The 17,177-nt window shown below is 74.3% G+C and carries 21 protein-coding genes, 1 tRNA gene and 2 pseudogenes; 11 read left to right on the forward strand and 13 right to left on the reverse strand.

Annotated features, from left to right (window positions below; genetic code table 11):
• The first annotated feature begins 101 nt into the window (after positions 1-101).
• Complete coding sequence (locus NFU81_RS32650) at positions 102-839, forward strand: GNAT family N-acetyltransferase (protein WP_422665347.1); 738 nt, start codon at positions 102-104, stop codon at positions 837-839.
• Positions 836-1,657: a lysophospholipid acyltransferase family protein gene (locus tag NFU81_RS32655; protein WP_251498311.1), complete on the forward strand. Its 822-nt coding sequence runs from the start codon at positions 836-838 to the stop codon at positions 1,655-1,657. The genes NFU81_RS32650 and NFU81_RS32655 overlap by 4 nt, the downstream gene beginning before the upstream one ends.
• A gap of 7 nt (positions 1,658-1,664) precedes the next feature.
• Here the strand turns inward: NFU81_RS32655 and NFU81_RS41440 are convergent.
• Positions 1,665-1,928 (reverse strand): annotated as a pseudogene (locus tag NFU81_RS41440) (TetR family transcriptional regulator); the annotation flags it as partial.
• A 10-nt stretch (positions 1,929-1,938) separates the two neighbouring features.
• On the opposite strand from NFU81_RS41440, the pseudogene NFU81_RS32660 reads away from it, so the two are divergent.
• Positions 1,939-2,226: pseudogene (locus NFU81_RS32660) on the forward strand (DUF308 domain-containing protein); the annotation flags it as partial.
• A gap of 89 nt (positions 2,227-2,315) precedes the next feature.
• Here the strand turns inward: NFU81_RS32660 and NFU81_RS32665 are convergent.
• Positions 2,316-3,425, reverse strand: coding sequence for a ScyD/ScyE family protein (locus tag NFU81_RS32665; RefSeq protein ID WP_251498317.1), 1,110 nt, complete (start codon positions 3,423-3,425; stop codon positions 2,316-2,318).
• 425 nt (positions 3,426-3,850) lie between these two features.
• Between NFU81_RS32665 and NFU81_RS32670 the strand changes: the two genes are divergently transcribed.
• From NFU81_RS32670 to NFU81_RS32690, 5 genes are read left to right on the forward strand one after another with little or no spacing between them, the layout of a single operon-like run.
• The gene (locus NFU81_RS32670) at positions 3,851-4,039 is read left to right on the forward strand and encodes a hypothetical protein (protein WP_251498321.1); all 189 of its coding nucleotides are present in this window, start codon (positions 3,851-3,853) and stop codon (positions 4,037-4,039) included.
• Positions 4,040-4,055: 16 nt separating this feature from the next.
• The gene (locus NFU81_RS32675; RefSeq protein WP_251498324.1) at positions 4,056-4,763 is read left to right on the forward strand and encodes a hypothetical protein; all 708 of its coding nucleotides are present in this window, start codon (positions 4,056-4,058) and stop codon (positions 4,761-4,763) included.
• The gene (locus tag NFU81_RS32680) at positions 4,760-5,722 is read left to right on the forward strand and encodes a DUF6895 family protein (protein ID WP_251498326.1); all 963 of its coding nucleotides are present in this window, start codon (positions 4,760-4,762) and stop codon (positions 5,720-5,722) included. Before NFU81_RS32675 ends, NFU81_RS32680 begins: the two co-directional genes overlap by 4 nt.
• Positions 5,719-6,642, forward strand: a complete 924-nt coding sequence (locus NFU81_RS32685; protein ID WP_251498328.1) for a DUF6895 family protein — start codon at positions 5,719-5,721, stop codon at positions 6,640-6,642. The genes NFU81_RS32680 and NFU81_RS32685 overlap by 4 nt, the downstream gene beginning before the upstream one ends.
• Complete coding sequence (locus tag NFU81_RS32690; RefSeq protein ID WP_251498331.1) at positions 6,639-7,700, forward strand: serine hydrolase domain-containing protein; 1,062 nt, start codon at positions 6,639-6,641, stop codon at positions 7,698-7,700. Before NFU81_RS32685 ends, NFU81_RS32690 begins: the two co-directional genes overlap by 4 nt.
• Before the next feature lie 119 nt (positions 7,701-7,819).
• Here NFU81_RS32690 and NFU81_RS32695 read toward each other — a convergent pair whose 3' ends face one another.
• Complete coding sequence (locus tag NFU81_RS32695; protein WP_251498334.1) at positions 7,820-8,473, reverse strand: phosphotransferase; 654 nt, start codon at positions 8,471-8,473, stop codon at positions 7,820-7,822.
• A 111-nt stretch (positions 8,474-8,584) separates the two neighbouring features.
• Between NFU81_RS32695 and NFU81_RS32700 the strand changes: the two genes are divergently transcribed.
• Entirely contained in the window at positions 8,585-8,755 is a 171-nt protein-coding gene (locus NFU81_RS32700; RefSeq protein ID WP_251498337.1) for a hypothetical protein, read from the forward strand.
• A gap of 19 nt (positions 8,756-8,774) precedes the next feature.
• Here NFU81_RS32700 and NFU81_RS32705 read toward each other — a convergent pair whose 3' ends face one another.
• From NFU81_RS32705 to NFU81_RS32725, 6 genes are all read right to left on the reverse strand, one after another.
• Positions 8,775-9,743, reverse strand: coding sequence for a hypothetical protein (locus NFU81_RS32705; RefSeq protein WP_251498339.1), 969 nt, complete (start codon positions 9,741-9,743; stop codon positions 8,775-8,777).
• Positions 9,744-9,776: 33 nt separating this feature from the next.
• Complete coding sequence (locus NFU81_RS32710) at positions 9,777-10,889, reverse strand: glycoside hydrolase family 3 N-terminal domain-containing protein (RefSeq protein WP_251498341.1); 1,113 nt, start codon at positions 10,887-10,889, stop codon at positions 9,777-9,779.
• An 86-nt stretch (positions 10,890-10,975) separates the two neighbouring features.
• Positions 10,976-11,791, reverse strand: coding sequence for a lysozyme (locus tag NFU81_RS32715; RefSeq protein ID WP_251498344.1), 816 nt, complete (start codon positions 11,789-11,791; stop codon positions 10,976-10,978).
• Positions 11,792-12,047: 256 nt separating this feature from the next.
• Positions 12,048-12,257, reverse strand: coding sequence for a phospholipase domain-containing protein (locus NFU81_RS41445; protein ID WP_422665356.1), 210 nt, complete (start codon positions 12,255-12,257; stop codon positions 12,048-12,050).
• 163 nt (positions 12,258-12,420) lie between these two features.
• On the reverse strand, positions 12,421-13,935 hold the full coding sequence (locus NFU81_RS32720; RefSeq protein WP_251498347.1) for a hypothetical protein: 1,515 nt from the start codon (positions 13,933-13,935) through the stop codon (positions 12,421-12,423).
• Positions 13,936-13,974: 39 nt separating this feature from the next.
• A complete protein-coding gene (locus NFU81_RS32725; protein ID WP_251498350.1) occupies positions 13,975-14,331 on the reverse strand; it encodes a DoxX family protein in 357 nt (118 codons plus the stop codon).
• A gap of 152 nt (positions 14,332-14,483) precedes the next feature.
• Between NFU81_RS32725 and NFU81_RS32730 the strand changes: the two genes are divergently transcribed.
• Positions 14,484-14,774, forward strand: a complete 291-nt coding sequence (locus NFU81_RS32730) for a metallophosphoesterase family protein (protein ID WP_251498353.1) — start codon at positions 14,484-14,486, stop codon at positions 14,772-14,774.
• 27 nt (positions 14,775-14,801) lie between these two features.
• On the opposite strand, the gene NFU81_RS32735 is transcribed toward NFU81_RS32730, so the two are convergent.
• From NFU81_RS32735 to NFU81_RS32750, 4 genes are all read right to left on the reverse strand, one after another.
• Complete coding sequence (locus NFU81_RS32735) at positions 14,802-15,038, reverse strand: hypothetical protein (RefSeq protein ID WP_251498356.1); 237 nt, start codon at positions 15,036-15,038, stop codon at positions 14,802-14,804.
• 5 nt (positions 15,039-15,043) lie between these two features.
• Entirely contained in the window at positions 15,044-15,406 is a 363-nt protein-coding gene (locus NFU81_RS32740) for an ArsR/SmtB family transcription factor (RefSeq protein ID WP_251498359.1), read from the reverse strand.
• Positions 15,407-15,481: 75 nt separating this feature from the next.
• On the reverse strand, positions 15,482-16,546 hold the full coding sequence (locus NFU81_RS32745) for a class I SAM-dependent methyltransferase (protein WP_251498362.1): 1,065 nt from the start codon (positions 16,544-16,546) through the stop codon (positions 15,482-15,484).
• A 198-nt stretch (positions 16,547-16,744) separates the two neighbouring features.
• Positions 16,745-16,819, reverse strand: a tRNA-Trp gene (locus NFU81_RS32750).
• 127 nt (positions 16,820-16,946) lie between these two features.
• On the opposite strand from NFU81_RS32750, the gene NFU81_RS32755 reads away from it, so the two are divergent.
• Positions 16,947-17,150, forward strand: a complete 204-nt coding sequence (locus NFU81_RS32755) for a nitroreductase/quinone reductase family protein (protein ID WP_251498365.1) — start codon at positions 16,947-16,949, stop codon at positions 17,148-17,150.
• The last annotated feature ends 27 nt before the right edge of the window (positions 17,151-17,177 follow it).

Raw genomic sequence — 17,177 nt, forward strand, 5'->3', positions numbered from 1 at the left:
CGGGGGCCGTGCAGGCACCGGGTGCGGGCATCAATGGGCGCGGGTTCCCCCCTGCGGTTTCCGGCCACCTCTGCTCCGGCACACGGGAGTTGTGATCTGTCATGCCCATGCCTCTTTCTGTTCGCTCGTACGTCACCTCGATCGCCGCCACGCGGGAGGAGGTCCGGGCCGCCCAGCGCCTGCGGTACCAGGTCTTCGCCGAGGAGAAGGGCGCCGTCCTGCACACCCCGCTGCCCGGCCACGACATCGACGACTTCGACGCCCACGTCGACCACCTGATCGTCAGCGAGCGCACCACGGGCGAGGTCGTGGGCACCTACCGGCTGCTGCCGCCCGGCCGCTGCGCGCGGCTGTACTCCGACGGCGAGTTCGACCTCGCCGCGCTCGACGGCCTGCGCGACTCGCTGGTCGAGACCGGCCGGGCGTGCGTGCACCCCGACCACCGGGACGGCACCGTCATCAACCTGATGTGGTCGGGCCTGGCCCGCTACGTGCTGCTCTCCGGCCACCGCTACCTCGCCGGCTGCGCCTCCGTCCCGCTCGGCGACGGGGGCCTGGCCGCCGCCAACGCGGCCCTGCTGGGCAGCACGAGATACGCCTGCCCGCCGGAGTTCCGGGTCCGGCCCCGCGAGCCCTGGACCGGCGGGCAGCCGCTGCCCGCCGCCCCCAGCCCCGCCCTGCTGCCGCCGCTGCTGCGCGGCTACCTGCGGGTCGGCGCCTGGATGTGCGGGGCGCCCGCGCACGACCGGGACTTCGGCGACGCCGACTTCTTCGTCCTGCTCGACCTGGAGCGGATGAACGAGCGCTACCGGCGCTACTACCTCGGCGAGGACCGGTGAACGCCGGCCCCTGGGCCGCGGTGTCGCCCTGCTCGGCGGCCTGCCTCGGCGGCCACCCGCGCAAGGCGCCGCCGCTGGTGACGCTGCGGCGCTGCACCGCCTTCGGCGCGCACCTGGCGGGGGCGGTGGCGGCCGGCCGGCGGCTCGGGTCGGGGGAGGAGGTGCGGCGCAGGGCCGGCGGGCTGCTGGCCGACCTCGGCATAGGCCTCGACGGCGGCAGGGGCGGGCTCGCGGTGGCGGGCGTGCCCACCGGCACCCTCGTGGTGGCCAACCACATCTCGTGGCTCGACGTCCTCGCGCTGCTCGCGGTGCAGCCGGCCACCCTGCTCGCCAAGCGCGAGGTGGGCCGGTGGCCGCTGGTGGGCACGCTGGTGCGGCGGGCCGGGACCCGCTTCATCGACCGCGACGGCCTGCGCGGCCTGCCGGCGACGGTGCGGGAACTGGCCGCGCTGCTGCGCTCGGGTGAGTCGGTGGTGGTCTTCCCCGAGGGCACGACCTGGTGCTCGGCGCCGGGCGGCCCCTTCCGCCGGGCCACCTTCCAGGCGGCGCTGGACGCGGGCGCCCCGGTGCGCCCGGTCACCCTCGCCTACACCCGCAACGGCGCCCCGACCACGCTGCCCGCCTACGTCGGCGAGGGCACCTTCGCCGGTTCGCTGCGCCGGGTCGCCACTGCCCGCGGCCTGACCGTCCACGTGACCGCGCACCCCGCACTCCACCCCGCGGGCCACGACCGCCGCACGCTCGCGGCCCTCGCCCGGGCCGCGGTCTTCCCGCAGCCGCCCGCTGAGGTGCATCCGCAACTCGGGCACCGGCGCTAGGGCGTGCTCACCGGGTGGCGGCCGTGCCCTTGTGCAGGAGGCCGTCGACGCCGTGCAGGAACGTCTCGGTGACCAGTGCGGGGTCGAAGAGGCAGCCGGATGCCATGGCGCCGTCCCGGAGCATGACGTAGTGGCGGCCCGCCGCCTCGGCGGGCGTGCAGCCGGCCTGCGCCAGCAACTGCGTGGCGGTCTCCAGGAACCACTGCCGGTGGGCCAGTACGGCCTGGTGGATCGGGTGCGCCGCGTCGGGGTACTCGGCCGCCGCGTTCATCCTGCTCGCCGCCGGGTTCTCCGGCACTCCGGCCGTCCTGCGCGTGTGGGGCGCCTGGGCGATCACCGCGGGGCTCGTCCAGCTGGTCGTGGGGGTCCTGCGGCGCGGCATGGGAGGCCAGTGGCCGATGATCGCCAGCGGTGCCATCTCCACGCTCGCCGGAGCCTCCTTCGTCGCGCAGGCCGGCAAGGACGACGCCTCCCTGCGGACCCTGGCCGGCTACGCCTTCCTCGGCGGGGTCTTCTTCCTCCTCTCCGCACTGCGCCTGGGCCGGGCCGGCGGCACCGCGCGTCCGTGAACGGCGGTTCGACGCCCCCGCGAACCTCGCGGTCACCGCCGCCTGGCTGCGTACGGTCCTGGGCTGGGCCCGGCGCCGTCCGGCCGGCGTCAGCCGATCCTGACGACCTGGCCCGCGGTCGAGTACGCCGGGTCGCCGAAGGGCCACAGCGACGAGTAGTTGCTGACGTAGATCGAGCCGTCACGTCCGGCCAGGAAGCCCGCGGGCGCGAACAGCTTGTCCCCGCCCAGGGCGGTGCGCCTGCCGTCCCTGCCGATCTGGATGACCGCGCCGGTGGGCGGGACGTCCTGGGACGGGAAACCGGTGGTGTCGAACTCGGTGACGTAGAAGTCGCCGTTGGCGCCGAAGCCGCAGCCGTTGACGGCGCTGAAGCCGCTCTGCCACACCGTCAGGGCGCCGGTGCGCGGAGCGTAGCGGTAGATGTTCGCGTCGGTGGCCGTGCCGCCGAACCCGGTCAGCTCGCCGATGTAGACGGCGCCGTCAGGGCCGATGTCGAGGCAGGTGGGAACGGAGTTCGCGCCGCCCGGGGTGTTGGGCACCAGCGCGAGCACCCGCACGTTGCCGTTGCTGTCGATCGAGTCCAGCGTGTTCGAGCCCCCGTCGATCACGTAGAAGCCGCCGCGCGGGTTCGCCGCCAGGGCGTAGGGGTTGCCGTCGTGGTCCGGCGCCCACTGGTAGTCGACGTCGCCGGGGTTGGCGATCACCTTCGGGGTCCCGCCGGTGACGTCGAGCAGCGCGCCGTACTGCGTCGTGAGCGTCGCGCTCAGCGCGGGTGTCAGGCCGGGCAGGCCGGCGGGGACGAACTCCGGTGACGCGGGCTCCAGCGCGTACAGGTGCCCGTCGACGTACTCCAGGTCGTCGGGGCCGACCATCTCGCCGCCGTTGAGCAGCGAGGCGAGGCCGGTGCGGATCCGCACCGGGGTGCCGGACGAGACGTCCGCGATCGAGCCGGTCAGGCCGAAGCAGTTCACCCCCGCCGGGTTGGTGGTGTCGCACAGCGAGGGGATGGTGCCCGCCTCGCCGACCAGCAGGTGGCCGTGCGGCCCCCAGACCAGACCGCGCGGGCCGTTCAGCCCGCTCGCCACGACATTGACCGGTGCGTTGCTGCTGAGTTCCGCCGGACGGGTGGCCGCCTGCGCCACCGGTCCCGACGGTCCGGCGCTCAGGCCGGCGAGTGCCGCGGCCGCTGCTGTGGCCACGAGTGTCCGACGTACTGCGAGAGGTCGCATCCGCGCCTCATCTCCTCCCCTGAGAGTGAGCACGCGGGGTCGTGCGCAGACGCCTCGGTGAGATGCCGGCCGCCTGTGCCCCCGCCCGCGGCTCACGGTAGGGCCGGTCGTGACACCGCTGCCGGACACCGCAATGCCCCCCTGCCGCGGGTCACACCAGCCGGGTGACAGGCAGGAGCATTGCCGACCCGACTTGCCCGCCCGCTGGTTTCGGCTTGTTGTCCGCTCGGAAGCACGGGTGGGCCGGACGGGACGTCAGAGGAGGGTGGTACAACCCCGCCGACCTGGGCGCCGTTCCCGGCGCCGCACCGGGCGCCACCTTCGGGTATGTCCCAGTTGCGACGAAATCGAACGAATGCCAGCCTGAAGGCCTCCCCAAGAGAAGGAGTGGTCTCATGGCTACGGAGCTGACAGCCCCCGTCGAGACGGCAGCCCTTGCCGCCGCGGTCGAAGGACTGCTGGATTCCGCAGAACCTGAAGGCATCTACCGCGACACCCGCGAATGCGGAGGCGGGCTGCTCCTCGCAGCCCTGCTGCTGATCTCGCCCCCAACCCCCCGCGCCCCGAAGACGGACGCCCGCTGACGGTCAGGGGCACCCATTGGCCGGGCAGGCGCAGGAGAACTCCTCGCTGAGCACTGTGGTGGCCGATGTCGCTGGCGGAGTCGCCCTCGCCCTCGACGGCGAGGGCGGCTCCTATGCGCTGTCGGCACTGCTCGCACAGCGGGACACGGTGGCACTGGCCGCCATCAGGGTGCTGGGGGCTGACGTCCTGGCACCGTACGCCCTCAACGGAGGTGCGGTCCGGGGCGGTTCGGACGCACCCGACAGCCAGGTCGTCCGCCGGGCGCTGGCGGCGTATCCGCCGGGCGCCGACGCCTCGGACGTCTCGCTGTGGAGCTACCGGGGCCTGGTCGAGGCGTCCCGGGCCTTCCTCCCGCCGGGCGGCGAGGACTGGCCGGTCGAGCCGCAGGCCGGGGACACCTGGGTGCGGACCGACCCCTGGCCCAAGCTCGCCCACCGCGCCTCGCAGCTGGCCGCGCTCTCGCTGCCCGGCCTGGCGCCGGGTCTCGCCGCGGGGCTCGCCGCCCGCACCGACGACCTGGCCAGGGGCTTCGTCCGGGCGGTACGCCGCAGGGACTGGCTGCAGGCGGCCGGGTTGGGCCGCTGGCTGGTCCGCATGCCGGACGTGCCGGACACCCTCGGGCTGGAGGCCGGCCTGGTCTTCGTGCACCGGATGAGCGGCGGCGACCCGCGGGTGTCGCTGCACGCGAGCGCCGCGCGCTGCTTCCCCGGCGGCTCGCGGTGAGCATCCGGACCACGGACGCAGGACGCGCGCACCCCGACGCCGAGTTGCTCGACGGCGTCGTCACCGGGGCGCTGCAGTGGCTCGACTCGATGCGCGGCGCCTTCCGGCTGCCCGCCGACGTGGCCACCGACGCCGACCCGAACACGACGCTCAAGCCGCTGGGCGAACTGGCCGAGCTGGCACAGGTGCTGCACGCGCTGCACCCGGTCGCGCCGGTACGCGAGGCGGCCGCCGACCTCTTCGCCTTCGCCTGGAAGGAGACCCGCGACGGCGAGCTGTTCGCGGAGCTGGTCCGCGGGGAGCCCGCGGGCACCTATCCGGTGGAGCTGTACGGGGTGTTCGCGCGGGCGGGCCTGCGCCACCCGGGGGCCGAGGAGCTGATCGGGGCCACCACGGCGCTGCGCCGCTGGCGGGTGGCCCGCGACGACCACACCCGTACCCTCGGCGTGCTCAACGCCGAGGCACGGGTCGGCCTGCCGCCGCACGCCCGCTTCGACGCGGTGCTCGCCTGCACGGGCCTGGGCCGGTGCTCCGAGCCGTGGGCGCTGGACCGCAAGGCGGCGTACGGCATCACGCACGACGTCTTCCACACCACCGACTGGGGCCGCGCACCCGGCCGGCTGCCCGCCCCGCTGGCGGACTACCTGCGGCTGTGGCTGCCGGCCTGGACCGAGAGCTGGTCGGAGGAGCAGCTGTGGGACCTGGTCGGGGAGTTCCTGGCGGTCTCGGCCTGCCTGCCTGACGCCCCCTACGACGCCGGGGCGTGGCGCCGGCTGGCCGCCGCGCGCACGCCGGACGGCGCCCTGCCGGAGATCGGCGACCCGCCGCGGCGCGACGCCGACCAGCAGGCGGTCTTCACCGCCTGCTACCACTCCACGCTGGTGGCCGCGTTCGCCGCCACCCTGGCGCGGGCGGCCGCGCCCGCCGCCCTGCCGCAGGAAAGCGAGAGGACACCGTGACCGCCGCATCCCCCGCTGTGCTGCACCGCGTCGGCGACCAGGCGCTGGCCTGGCTGGACGCGCACCGCGAGTACTTCCGGCTGACCGACGAGGACCGGGCCACCGGCCGCGGCATCGTCGAACGGCTCAAGCCGGTCGGGGAACTGGCGGTCAACATGCGGGTGCTGGCCCGGGAGGGGGTCGCCGGCTCGCGGCAGCACGACATCTCGGTGCGGCTGCTGGACCACGTCTGGCGCGACCTGCTCGACGGCGGCAACCTGCTGGCCGAACTCCAGCGCCAGGAGCCGCTGTCGCCCGTACCGCTGGAGATCTACGCCGGGCTGTACGAGCTGGGCCACCGCCACCCCGGGCTGGAGAGCGCGATCGACCTGGCCCGCGGCACCGCGAGCTGGCAGGCGCTGGAGATGGTGCCGAACCGGCGGCTCGGCCTGCTCAACGCCGAGCGCATGATCGGGCGGGTGCCCGGCGGCGACCCCGGCAAGGTCCTGGCGGCCACCTGGCTCGGCCGCATGCCGGAGCCCTGGACCGTACAGCTGCACATCGCCTACGACATCACCCACACCGTCTTCCACCTCACCGACTGGGGAGCCGCCCCCGACCGCATCCCGCCGCGGGTCGCCGACTACCTCGCCCGCTACCTGCCCGCGTGGACCGCGGACTGGGCCGAGCTGGAGCACTGGGACCTGCTCGGCGAACTCCTCGTGGTCGACGCCTGCCTGCCACGGCCGGTGCTCGACGCCGGGATGTGGGAGCTCTACGCCGCCGCCCAGGCGCCCGACGGTGCGATGCCGGTGCAGGGCGCGATGCCCGCCGGAGAGCGCGCGGAGGTCTTCGACCAGGTCCACCACCCCACGCTGGTGGCCGCGTTCGCCTCCGCGATGGCCACCTCGCGGGCGCTGTCCGCGGACCTGGCCGCATGAGCGTGCGGACGGCCGCGCCCGCGTACCAGGCCGAGGACCTGTCCCCGCTGCTGGACGGCGCCCTGGCCCGGGTCCGCGCCCCGGACGTCGTGGTGGCCGTGAGCCGCGACGGCCGCCGCACGTACGCGGCCGGCGGTACGGCGGCGGCCGGGGTGTATCCGCGCGAGGACCTGGGCTTCGCCCTCGGGTCGCTGTCCAAGACCTTCACGGTGCTGCTGCTGGCCGACCTCGGCCGGGCCGGGGTCCTCGGCCTCGACGACCCGCTGGCCGCGCACCTGCCGGGGCTGCGGCTGCCGCCCGGCCACGCCCGCCGGATCACCCTGCGCCACCTGGCCACCCACACCTCGGGCCTGCCCAGGGTGCCGCGGGACATGGTCGCGGGCGCCCTGCTGCACCCGTACGCCAACGGGTACGCCGGCTACGGCCGCGACCGGCTGCTCGCCGCCTTGTCCCGCACACGCTTGCGGCACGCGCCGGGCACCCGCTGGCACTACTCCAACTTCGGCCTGGCGCTGCTGGGTCCCGTGCTGGAGAGCGCGACGGCCGCCGACTTCGCCGACCTCCTCACGGACCGGGTGCTGCGGCCGCTGGCCCTGACCGGGACCGCGCTCGGCACGGAGGCGTCCGCCGTTCCCGCCGCCGCCGTCGGCCGCCGGGGCGACGGCCGCACCCCGCTGCCGCCCACCGACATGGCCGCGTTCGCGCCCGCGGGCGGGCTGCTGTCCACCCCGGACGACCTGCTGGGCTACGCCGAGGCGCATCTGCGGCCGGCCGGCGCGCTCACCGCGGCCCTGCGGGACGTCCAGGTCCCGCAGGTGCGGCGGGGGCGGCCGCACCGCCGCGAGGTGCACACCCTGACCTGGTACCAGCACCAGGCGGCCGGCGGCCCGATGCTCTTCCACGCCGGCGCCACCTTCGGCCAGCAGTGCTTCCTCGGCTTCCACCCGGCGACCCGCACCGCCGTCGCCGCGTTCGCCACCCGCCACGACCGCACCTGCGCGGTGGTCGCCGCCGGCCACCGCCTGCTCCAGGACCTGGCGTCGGCCGCCGGCGGGTGACCGCGGGCCGCCCACGGGTGCGGGCGGCCCGGCAGCAGCGTCAGCGCACGTGGACGGTCACCGTGGCGGTCTTGAGGACCGCGGGCCGCGGGCCGCTCACCCGTTCGGCGGCCCGCGGGTCACCCGTGGCGGCGCTGCAGGCGGCGGATCAGGCCTGCCTCGGCCTCGCTGAGGTTGGGGTCCCGGCCGAGCTTCCACTCGGCGGCGGCGGGTATGCCGGCCCGCAGGTCGCTGCCGCCGGCGCGGGCCATGGACCGCAACAGGCCCCGGATCACCAGGCGTTCGTGCGGCGGCAGCTCGATGCCGCGCAGGATCACGAACGTCATGGCCACATCGACCTCGGGCGGCCCCACCCTGGCGTTGGTCCAGTCGATGACCCGGGGGCCGTCCGCGGTGACGATGATGTTGTCGGGATGCAGGTCGAGGTGCAGGACGCGGGCCTCGCCGGTGCTGCCGGGCAGCGGCCGCAGCCAGCCCGGGTCGGGCAGGGCGTGCAGCTGCCGGTGCAGCCGCCCCAGCGCCGCCCCGTACGCCGGAGCCCGCCACGGCCTGCGGCGCAGCGCCTCGGCCATGGTCGGCCCGTGCAGCCGCTCCATGACCAGGTCCGTGCCCTCCGCCTCGTGCACGGCCGGCACCGGGTAGCCCTGCGCGCCCAGCCACCGCATGAGCCGTGCCTCGTCCGCCGCCGGACGCTCGTCACGCAACCGCCGCAGCACCCGGGTCTCGCCCAGCGCGAACACGTCCGCCTCGCGTCCCCGCCCGATCAGCTCCATGCCGGGGAGTCTGCCAAACCGGCGGCGGGTGGACCCGGGCACAGCGAGGGGAGGGCCGCGCACCATCGGGACCTTCCACGCGCTGGGGCCCTGGACCGCCTCGAACCGGTCGTGCTGCCGATGCTGTTCGGCGGCGGCACGCGGCTGGCCCCCGCGCTCGACCCGGCGGCAGGGCTGGCCTTCCAGAGCCGGCGAGCCCTGCCCGGCGGGTCGGTGGAGATCGGCTACGCCTGCGGCGACGCCCGCGCCCCGCTCCCGGTCAGGCCCGCGAGCCAGGCCTGACCGCCGCCGCGGCCGGCGGTCAGCCCACCGCCCTCCAGTGGTCGTACGTGCTGAGCATCTGGTAGCTGCGGGTGGGGCAGTAGAAGGCGCTGTCCGGCTGGTCGTAGTGGGTGTCGGAGTTGGCCGAGGTGGCCGTGGACCAGGTGCCGTTGCTGCGCACCGAGATGTTGCTGGACTCGAAGGTCAGGCCGGCCATGTCGGTGCAGGAGTAGGCCTGCCCCGAGGGGGCGACCGACGAGTACAGCTCCTCGATGTCCCAGCCGTCGGTGCGCCCGGACTGGTTGGTGCCGGACTGGGTGAACAGGGTGTCCCAGCGGGCCGTCGAGTAGTTGTAGAGGGCCGCGGTCCAGGTGTTGGAGGCGGCCGAGTTCCGCACGACCCGCCCGGTGTAGGCGCCGGCGCCGTTGCCGTACGTGGCCAGGAAGGAGCTGTTGATCGGCACCGAGGCCGCGAAGCTGACGCTGCGGCACCAGTCCCAGGCGGACACCGAGCGCACCGACTGCGTGTAGACGGTGACCAGTTCGACGCAGGAGCCGCCGGGCGGGTACATCGTCGGGGTGTAGATGGTGGTGGCGCTGTTGTGGACGGTGAGCTGGGTGGAGACCGACTGCGTGGCGCAGGAGCCGTCGGCGCCGGACAGGGACTTGAACGCGGTGCCCTTCGCCGGGTGGATGCTCACCAGCGGCTGTGCCGCGGCGCTGCGGTCCGCGGTGGCGCCGGCGGCGGTGCCGAGTGGACCCTTCCCCGGGATGCCGAACTGCGCGCGGTGCTGCGCGGTCAGCGGGGAGAGCAGGCGCTGCACCTCCGCCTGGGGCAGGGTCCCGCGGACTGCGCCGCCGGACAGGGCGGTCGAGCTGCAGACGCCGACGGCCGCAGGACGGGCGGTGCCGGTGGGGGCGGGGGCGGCGCTGGCGGTACCCAGACCGACGCCCAGGACCAGTGCTGCCGCGGCGGCTGACGAGACCGCGATGGTCTTCGGACTTCTCACGCTGATGCGGTCCTCTCATGAGGTGGCGCGACGTCAGAAAAGGCTGGTGCGAAGTGCGCTGATCCTGGTCAGTGCGGCGCTGGAGGCGGCGGCGTCCAGAGTGCCGTTCTGGAGTGCGGAGGCGAGGGCGGAGACGATGGCCTGGCCCTGGGAGACGTCGCCCGAGGCGTCCAGGACGAGGTCCATGCCGGCCGCGGCCGCGGTGACCGCGTTCTGGGCCGGGGTGCCCAGGGCGCTCAGCGCGCCCGCGCCGATCGCGTCGGTGATGGACACGCCGGTGAAGGTGAACCGGTCGCGCAACTCGCCCTGCACCACGGTCGGGGACAGGCCCGCCGGGTGTGCGGCGTCCAGTTGGGAGTAGATCGCCCAGGACACCATCACCAGGTCGACGCCGGCGGTGAGCGCGGCGACGTAGGGGACTTCGTCCTTGTGGCGCAGCTCGGACAGCGACGTATTCAGCGTGACCGGGCGAAGGTCGGTGTTCTGCGTGGCGGTTGCGGGTCCCAGGCCCGGGAAGTGCTTGGCGGTGGCCGCGACGCCGGTGGCCCGCTGTGCCGTGATGAACGACCGGCCGCACACCGAGACCACCTCGGGGTCGGTGCTGTACGAGCGCTGGTACTGGTCCTCGAAGTCCCCTGCGGTGCGGTAGACGTCGAGCACCGGGGCGAGGTTGACGTTCATCCCGACGCTGCGCAGCAGGTTGCCCGCGCCGGTGCCCGCGGTGGCGGCGGCGCCCGCCGGGTCGGCGGAGGCGCCGATCTGCTTCGCGGACTGCACAGGGGCGCCGGGCAGCCGGCGTACCTGCCCGCCCTCCTGGTCGGTCATCAGCAGCAGCGGTGCGGGGGAGGGGCTGCTCAGGTTCGCCTGCCGCAACTGCTGCACCGCCGAGGTGATCTGGGCGAGGCTGCTGATGTTGTCGCCGAAGAAGATGACGCCGGCCGCCTGCCCCGAGCTGATCTGGGTCAGCAGGCTCTGCGGGACCGTCGTCCCCGAGTAGGAGAAGACGACCCGCTGCCCGGCCTGCTGCTGCGGGGTCAGCGCGGCGGGGCGGGCGAAGGCTGCGGCCGGCGTGGCCGCCGACGCGGCGACCGCGGTGCCGGCCGCCAGGACGCTGCGGCGGGAGAGAGGACGGCCGGAGCCGGCCATGGCGTGCCTCCAGGAGGTGGGGTGCGGGGGCCTGCGGGTTCCGGTCGGGCGTGCGGCGGCCGCGGGGACCGCCGCACGCCGCGGGGTCAGCCGTTGGCGAGCGCCTGGACGCGGCTGAAGTCGCCGTTGAAGGCGTCCTGGTCGCCGGGGAAGATGCCGCTGTCGGCAAACTGCCAGATCGTCTGGTAAGGCCAGTTGTAGGGCATCGGGCCGGGGCTGCCGTTGTAGTTGGCGAGCACCAGCGGGTTGGTGGAGGAGAAGTCGCCGGTGTTGCCGGTGCACTGGCTCCACCAGGACGTCGCGGTGTAGATGGTCACCCAGCGGGTGGTCCTGGCGTGGTACTCGTTGCTGAACGAGAGGATCCAGTTGACCATCGAGGACGCCGACAGGCCGTAGCAGGTGGCGCCGTACGGGTTCCACTCGATGTCGAGCATCCCGGGCAGGGTCTTGCCGTCCTTGGACCAGCCGCCGCCGTGCGCGATGAAGTAGTCGGCCTGGGCGGCGCCCGAGGAGGTGTTGGGCGTCGCGAAGTGGTAAGAGCCGCGGATGAGGCCCGCGTTGTAGGAGCCGTTGTACTGCTGGGTGAAGTACGGGTTCGTGTACGACGTGGACTCGGTGGCCTTGACGTACGCGAACCGGCCGCCGTTCGCCGCGACCGACGCCCAGTTGACGTTGCCCTGGTAACCGCTGACGTCCAGCCCCGGGGTGCCGGCGACGTTCGGGGTGACGGCCAGGTGCCCGGCGGAGGCGGGCTGGTGCAGGGCGATCTGGGAGCCTGCCCAGTCCAGTTCGGGGTGCGTGATGAGGTTCTTCGCGGCGGTGGGGGCGGCCGCCGCCGGCAGTGCGGTGGCGCCCAGCGCGGCGCATGCCAGCGCCGCGGCGCCGACCAGGATGCGCCGCATGGCAGGTACATGCCAACTCAACATCAAGTCCTCCGGTGTGAAGCACGCTTCGGGTGGGGCGGGGGCGTCGTCCACGCCCAGAGTGAAGGAAACTTTCGTCTCGCACAAGGCACATGAAAAAAAGTGTTAGCGGCTCCGGTCCGGCCGTGCCCGACGGCCCCGCGGCGGGTGCCCGGCGCGGGGCCGAACGCGGCGGAGCCCGGCCCCAGGTGGGGACGGGCTCCCGGGTTCCGCGTCCTGCCGGGGTGGGGCGCGGTCAGAGCGTCGCGACGCGGCCGGCGTACCGCTGGGTCCAGCCGGTGCCGGTGCCGGCGGTGATCACCAGGTCGTAGGAGCCCAGTCGGGTCGGCCGGTCGACGACCGCCGAGCGGCCGCGGGCGACGGTGCAGGTCCGGGTGCCGCCGAGGTGGCCGTGGGCGGTCAGGGTGCAGCGGACCGCGCGGGTGCCGTCGTTGCGCAGCGTCAGCCGGACCTGCGGCGCCGGTCCCGCGACGGGTTCCGCGTCGACGCGCGGGGTTCCGGGGTGCTTCTGCCCCGCGGGGACGAGCCGGCATCCCGCGCGGGTGTGGACACTCCTCCCGCACCTCTGGTACCCGGGACGCCCCCTCGCCTCCCCCGCCCCGCAGGCCCTACGGCCTCGCCAGCAGGCCCTCCATCGCGGCCCGCGGCAGCGACGGGTTGGCGGCGGCCGCCCGCACCACCTGCCAGTCGGCGTGGCCGAGCAGCTCGGTGACGACCTGTGGCGGCAGCGCGGGGTGGCCGGCGGCGACGTGCCCGGCCCGGGGGTCCGCCAGGCAGGCCAGCAGCGCGGGGGCCGTCGCGCGCGGGTGGCGGGCGATCTCGCGGAGGGCCTTGCGCACCGGTGGTTCGTGCCGCGCCAGGTAGTCGAGCAGGGAGGCGGTCGCGTCGGGGTTGCCCGCGACCCCGGCGACGACGTGGGCGCCGTACCGGTCGGCCATGGCGCGCAACTGCGCTTCCGGCAGGCCGGGGTGGGAGGCGACGGCCGCGACGACCTTCGCGTCCGGGTCGGCGGCCAGCGCGTCGCGGATCCCGGCCGGCAGGTCGCGTCGCCGGGCCGGCAGCATCCGGACGGCCGGCTGCGGGTACCGGGCCAGCTCCGTCACCTCGGCGGGGGACGCGGCCGCTATCCGCGGCAGCAGGGTCGCGCCGATCTTCGCGGTGCCGGCCAGCTCGGTCAGCACGTCGAGCGGTACGCGGGGGTTGTGGGCCAGCCTGCGCCGCACATCGTGGCCGCGGTCGGCGGCCAGTACGCGGATCAGGGCCTCGCCGATCGCGGGGTTCTCCGCGAGGTCGGCCCGTATCCCGGGAACGGTGTCCACCGCGAGCCGCTCGTACACCTGCGACGGCAGGTCGGGGCGGGCCGCGAGCGCCCAGCGCAGGTGCATCGAGGGGTGGTCGGCGAAGCCGGCGGCGACGTCGGCGGGCGTGGCCGGATTCTGCAGCGCGGCATGCCGCATGGCGTGCACGGTCGACTCGTGCGAGCCGTCGCAGGAGGCGCCCGGCGGCAGGTCGCAGTCGGGCCGCGGGCACTGCCTGTCGTGCACGAACGGCACCTGCTCGCGGTCGCAGACCAGGCACCGCGCGGCCGGCGGCAGAGCGCCGCCGATCAGCGCGGCCAGCAGGTCGGGCGGCGTCGCCTCGTTGACTGCCGCCGCCCGCCGGACCTCGGCGTGCGGGTGCCGCGCAAGTCGCCCCGCCACGTCGGCGGTTGCCCATAGGGCCAGCTCCGCCACGACCCGTATGTCCGCGTCGGCCGCGAGCCGCTCCACCACGTCGCCCGGCAGCCCCGCGCAGGCGGCCAGCCTCTCGCGCCGCCCGGCGAGAGGGTCGGCCGCGAGCACCCGCGCCCACTCCGGCCTTCCCCGCCCCGCGTCGAGCAGGGCGAGCGCGGTGTCCGGCTGCGCCACCGGATCGACGTCGTCGGCACCCAACGTGCCCGCGTACGCCAGCGGTACGCCGCTGCCGGCGACCCGCGCCGCCAGCGCGACCGCCTGCGTACGGCTGAGGTCGGCCCGGCGGGCCAGCTCGGCGGCGACGTCGCCGTCCGCGGTTTCGACCAGCCGGTCGAGCAGTTCGGACGGCAACGCCGCGTTGGCGGCGAGCCCGCACAGCGCAGGATTCACAGGGGAACTGTGCCAGAACCCGGTGGGATCGGGCGGCGTCTACCAGGCGCCGTGGTAGGCAACGCCCAGGGTCAGGGCCGCGACGGCGGTGGCCAGGAAGACGATGCCGCCGACGATGTCGCGGGAGCCCACGCGCAGGTGGGCGATGATCGCGCCGACGAAATACAGGATGAGGCCCGCCGCGGCCAGCGTTCCCAGGGCCGGCACGGCGAGGCCGGCGAGGAGCCCCGCGGTGCCCGCGGCCAGCAGGGAGCCCAGGACCGGGACGTACTTGCGGGGTATGCCCTTCATGTCGGCCTGGGCCTTGGGGTATTCGTGGCCGATGAGATAGGTGACGGCAGCGGCGCCGTTGAAGACGGCGCCGACGATGACGATCGTGAGGTAGGCGGCGAACACGCTTTCTCCGCTTCTGTGAGACGGGGTGCCGTTGGGCACCCCGTTGTGAGAGCGATAGCCGGCCGGGGGGGTGCCGCTCACCCTAGCGGCCCGCCCCGGGCCGCCTTCGGGGTGGGCATCCGACCTGGTCTCGGGCGCGCCAGGTTGGGCCGATGCGGCTCCTGCACCTCTCCGACACCCATCTCGACCGGTCGGGCGGCCCCGACGCCGACGGGGCGGACGGCACCGCGGCCCTGCGCTGCCTGCTGGCCGAACTGGAGCACCTCCAGGGCCTCGACGCGGTCGTGGTCACCGGCGACGTCGCGGACGACGGTTCCCACGAGGCGTACGCACGGGCGCACGAGCTGCTGTCCGGCTTCGCCGGCCCGCGGGGCGCGGACGTCTTCTACGCGACCGGCAACCACGACGACCGCGCCGCGTTCGGCGCGGTGCGCACGGGCTGAGCCCGGCGGCGCGGCCGCGCCGGGCGGTCACTCGACGTCGGCCAGGACGCGCTCGATCGTCGCCATCCGCGCCTCTATCCCGGCCAGGGCGGCCTGCGTGGCCTCCTGGCTCGTGACGGACCGCTCGGCGATCGCGCGGTAGCCGGTGTCCCTGGCCAGTTCGGCCTTCGCGCGCAGGTGGACGCCCACCTGCCGGATCACCGTGACCAGCACGGCGCCGACGACGGCGAGGACGACGATCTCTTCGATGATCCAACTGGGCATGTGCGTCACAGCTCCTTCTTCGCGGCCACGCCGCGTTCCGAGGTCTCCGCGAGCGTCTCGACCGCGGTGGTCAGCGTCTGCGGTGTGAGGTGCAGCGCGAACGGGCGCACCTCGTAGAACTTCATGGCCTTGCCGTCCTCGGACACCTCGATGCGGGCCGAGACCAGACCGACCGCCTCCAGCCGCTTGAGGTGCACCTGGAGCAGCGCCCTGCTGATCCCCAGGTCGCGCGCGAGCTGGCTCACGTAGGTGGGACCGGCCGACAGGGCCGTGAGAACGCGCATCCGGTGCGGGCTGGCAAGCGTGGCCAGCACTCTGACCAGGTCGTCGCCCGTCAGATCCGACGTCTCCATAACGTTCTCCTGCATGTGCAAAACATTATTGGCACGTGCCGGATGTGTCAATCACCGCTGTGGCGCGTCGGGAGAGGCGGGCCCGGGCGCTCAGCGCCTGGCCACGTAGTAGACGTTGAGGATGTCGCCCTCGACCCGCCGGGTGTGGACGTGGCCGAAGCCCGCCTCAGCGAGCATCCGCCGGGCCGTCTGCTCGCCCCACGCGGTGCCCAGGCCCTCGCCGCCCTCGCTGAGGGAGACGCTCAGGCAGTAGAAGACGGAGAAGGTGTAGAGCCCGGGGCCGAGCGGGTGGTCGATGTTCTCCTCAAGGCGGCTGGACGCGGCGATGTCGCCCATCAGGAACACGCCGTCGTCCCGCAGGGCGTCGGCGACGGCGGCGAGGGCGGCGGCGGGCCGGGCCAGGTCGTGGATGACGTCGAACGCGGTGACCAGGTCGTAGGAGCCGGTCAGCTCGGCGCTGTCGCCGACGCGGAAGTCGGCGTTGCCCAGGCCCAGTTCCGCGGCCTCGGCGCGTGCCGCGGCGATCCCGTCCTCGGACATGTCCAGGCCGAGGAAGCGGCTCGCGGGGAAGGCCCTGGCCAGGACGTTGACCGCGTGGCCCTGCCCGGTGCCGACGTCCAGCACGTCGATGCCCTCGCGCAGCCGCTCGGTCAGGCCGGGCACCAGCGTGACGATCCCGTCGACCAGGGCGAGGTCGAAGACCTCGCCGGACTCCTCGGCCTGCAGGGCCTGGAAGCGCGGGTACGCCGAGTACGGCACCCCGGCGCCGGTGCGGAACGCCTCCACCACCTGCTGCTCGACCTCGCCCATCATGCCGAAGTCCTGGGCGATCCTGGCCAGGTTGTCGGGGCCCGCGGTGCGGGTGAGCGAGGCGGCGTGCTCGGTCGGCAGCACGTACACCGCCCGCTCCGGCCGGTAGTCGACGATCCCGCCGGTCACCATCGCGCCCAGCCATTCGCGGACGTACCGCTCGTCCAGCCCCGCGGCCTCGGCGATCTCCGCGCTGGTGGCCGGCGCCATGCCGGCCATCGTGTCGAACAGGCCCGTCTGGTGGCCCACGCCGGCCATGAGCCCCAGGCAGGTGTCGTTGACCACCTGGATCATGCGGCCCGCGAACTCCTCCTGCTTCGCCGCGTCCAGTTCCGCAACCGACATCGCTCCTCCTCAGTCCATCGGACCACGGTGGGAGGGGCGGGGCGCGCTCGGCTCAGGCGGCTCCGGGGCACGCGGCCGGGCCAGGCGGCCCGATGGCGACGGCAGCACTTTCCTCTTCCTCCACGCTACGCCGAGCGCCCCGGGGCGGCCCCTCGCGGACCGGACCCGCGGGGCGCTGCCCGGCGGCGTGGTGGTGGGCGAAGCCGGCCGGATTCGAACCGGCGTCCTCGCGGTTTTGGAGACCGCGCGCGACGACCTCTGCGCTACGACTTCGCTTGCCCGGGATCGTAGACCGACCGGCCCCGCCGGGGAACGCCGGGACGTGTTGACATCGATCACGGGAGCTGATTAGGGTCGCTTTATATTTGCTTTGAAAGCAAACTAGCTGGAGGACGCCCTCATGGCCGAGAGCTGGAACGACCGCATCGTCAAGGAATTCCGTGCCAACAACGGAAAGGTGGGCGGCATGTTCGAAGGTGCCCCCATGGTGCTGGTGACCACCGCGGGCCGGCGCAGCTGGCTTTGTTCACGTGAAGTGCCGTCAGTTGTTCACGGGTTTGGGAGGCACCCAGATCCACGGTCGGGTGATGTTCACGAGTTTTGACAGCGCTGGGGTACTTGCCAGGGGAGC

Origin of the sequence: Actinacidiphila cocklensis (assembly GCF_907177275.1) — a bacterium.
Classification (GTDB): Bacteria; Actinomycetota; Actinomycetes; order Streptomycetales; family Streptomycetaceae; genus Actinacidiphila; species Actinacidiphila cocklensis.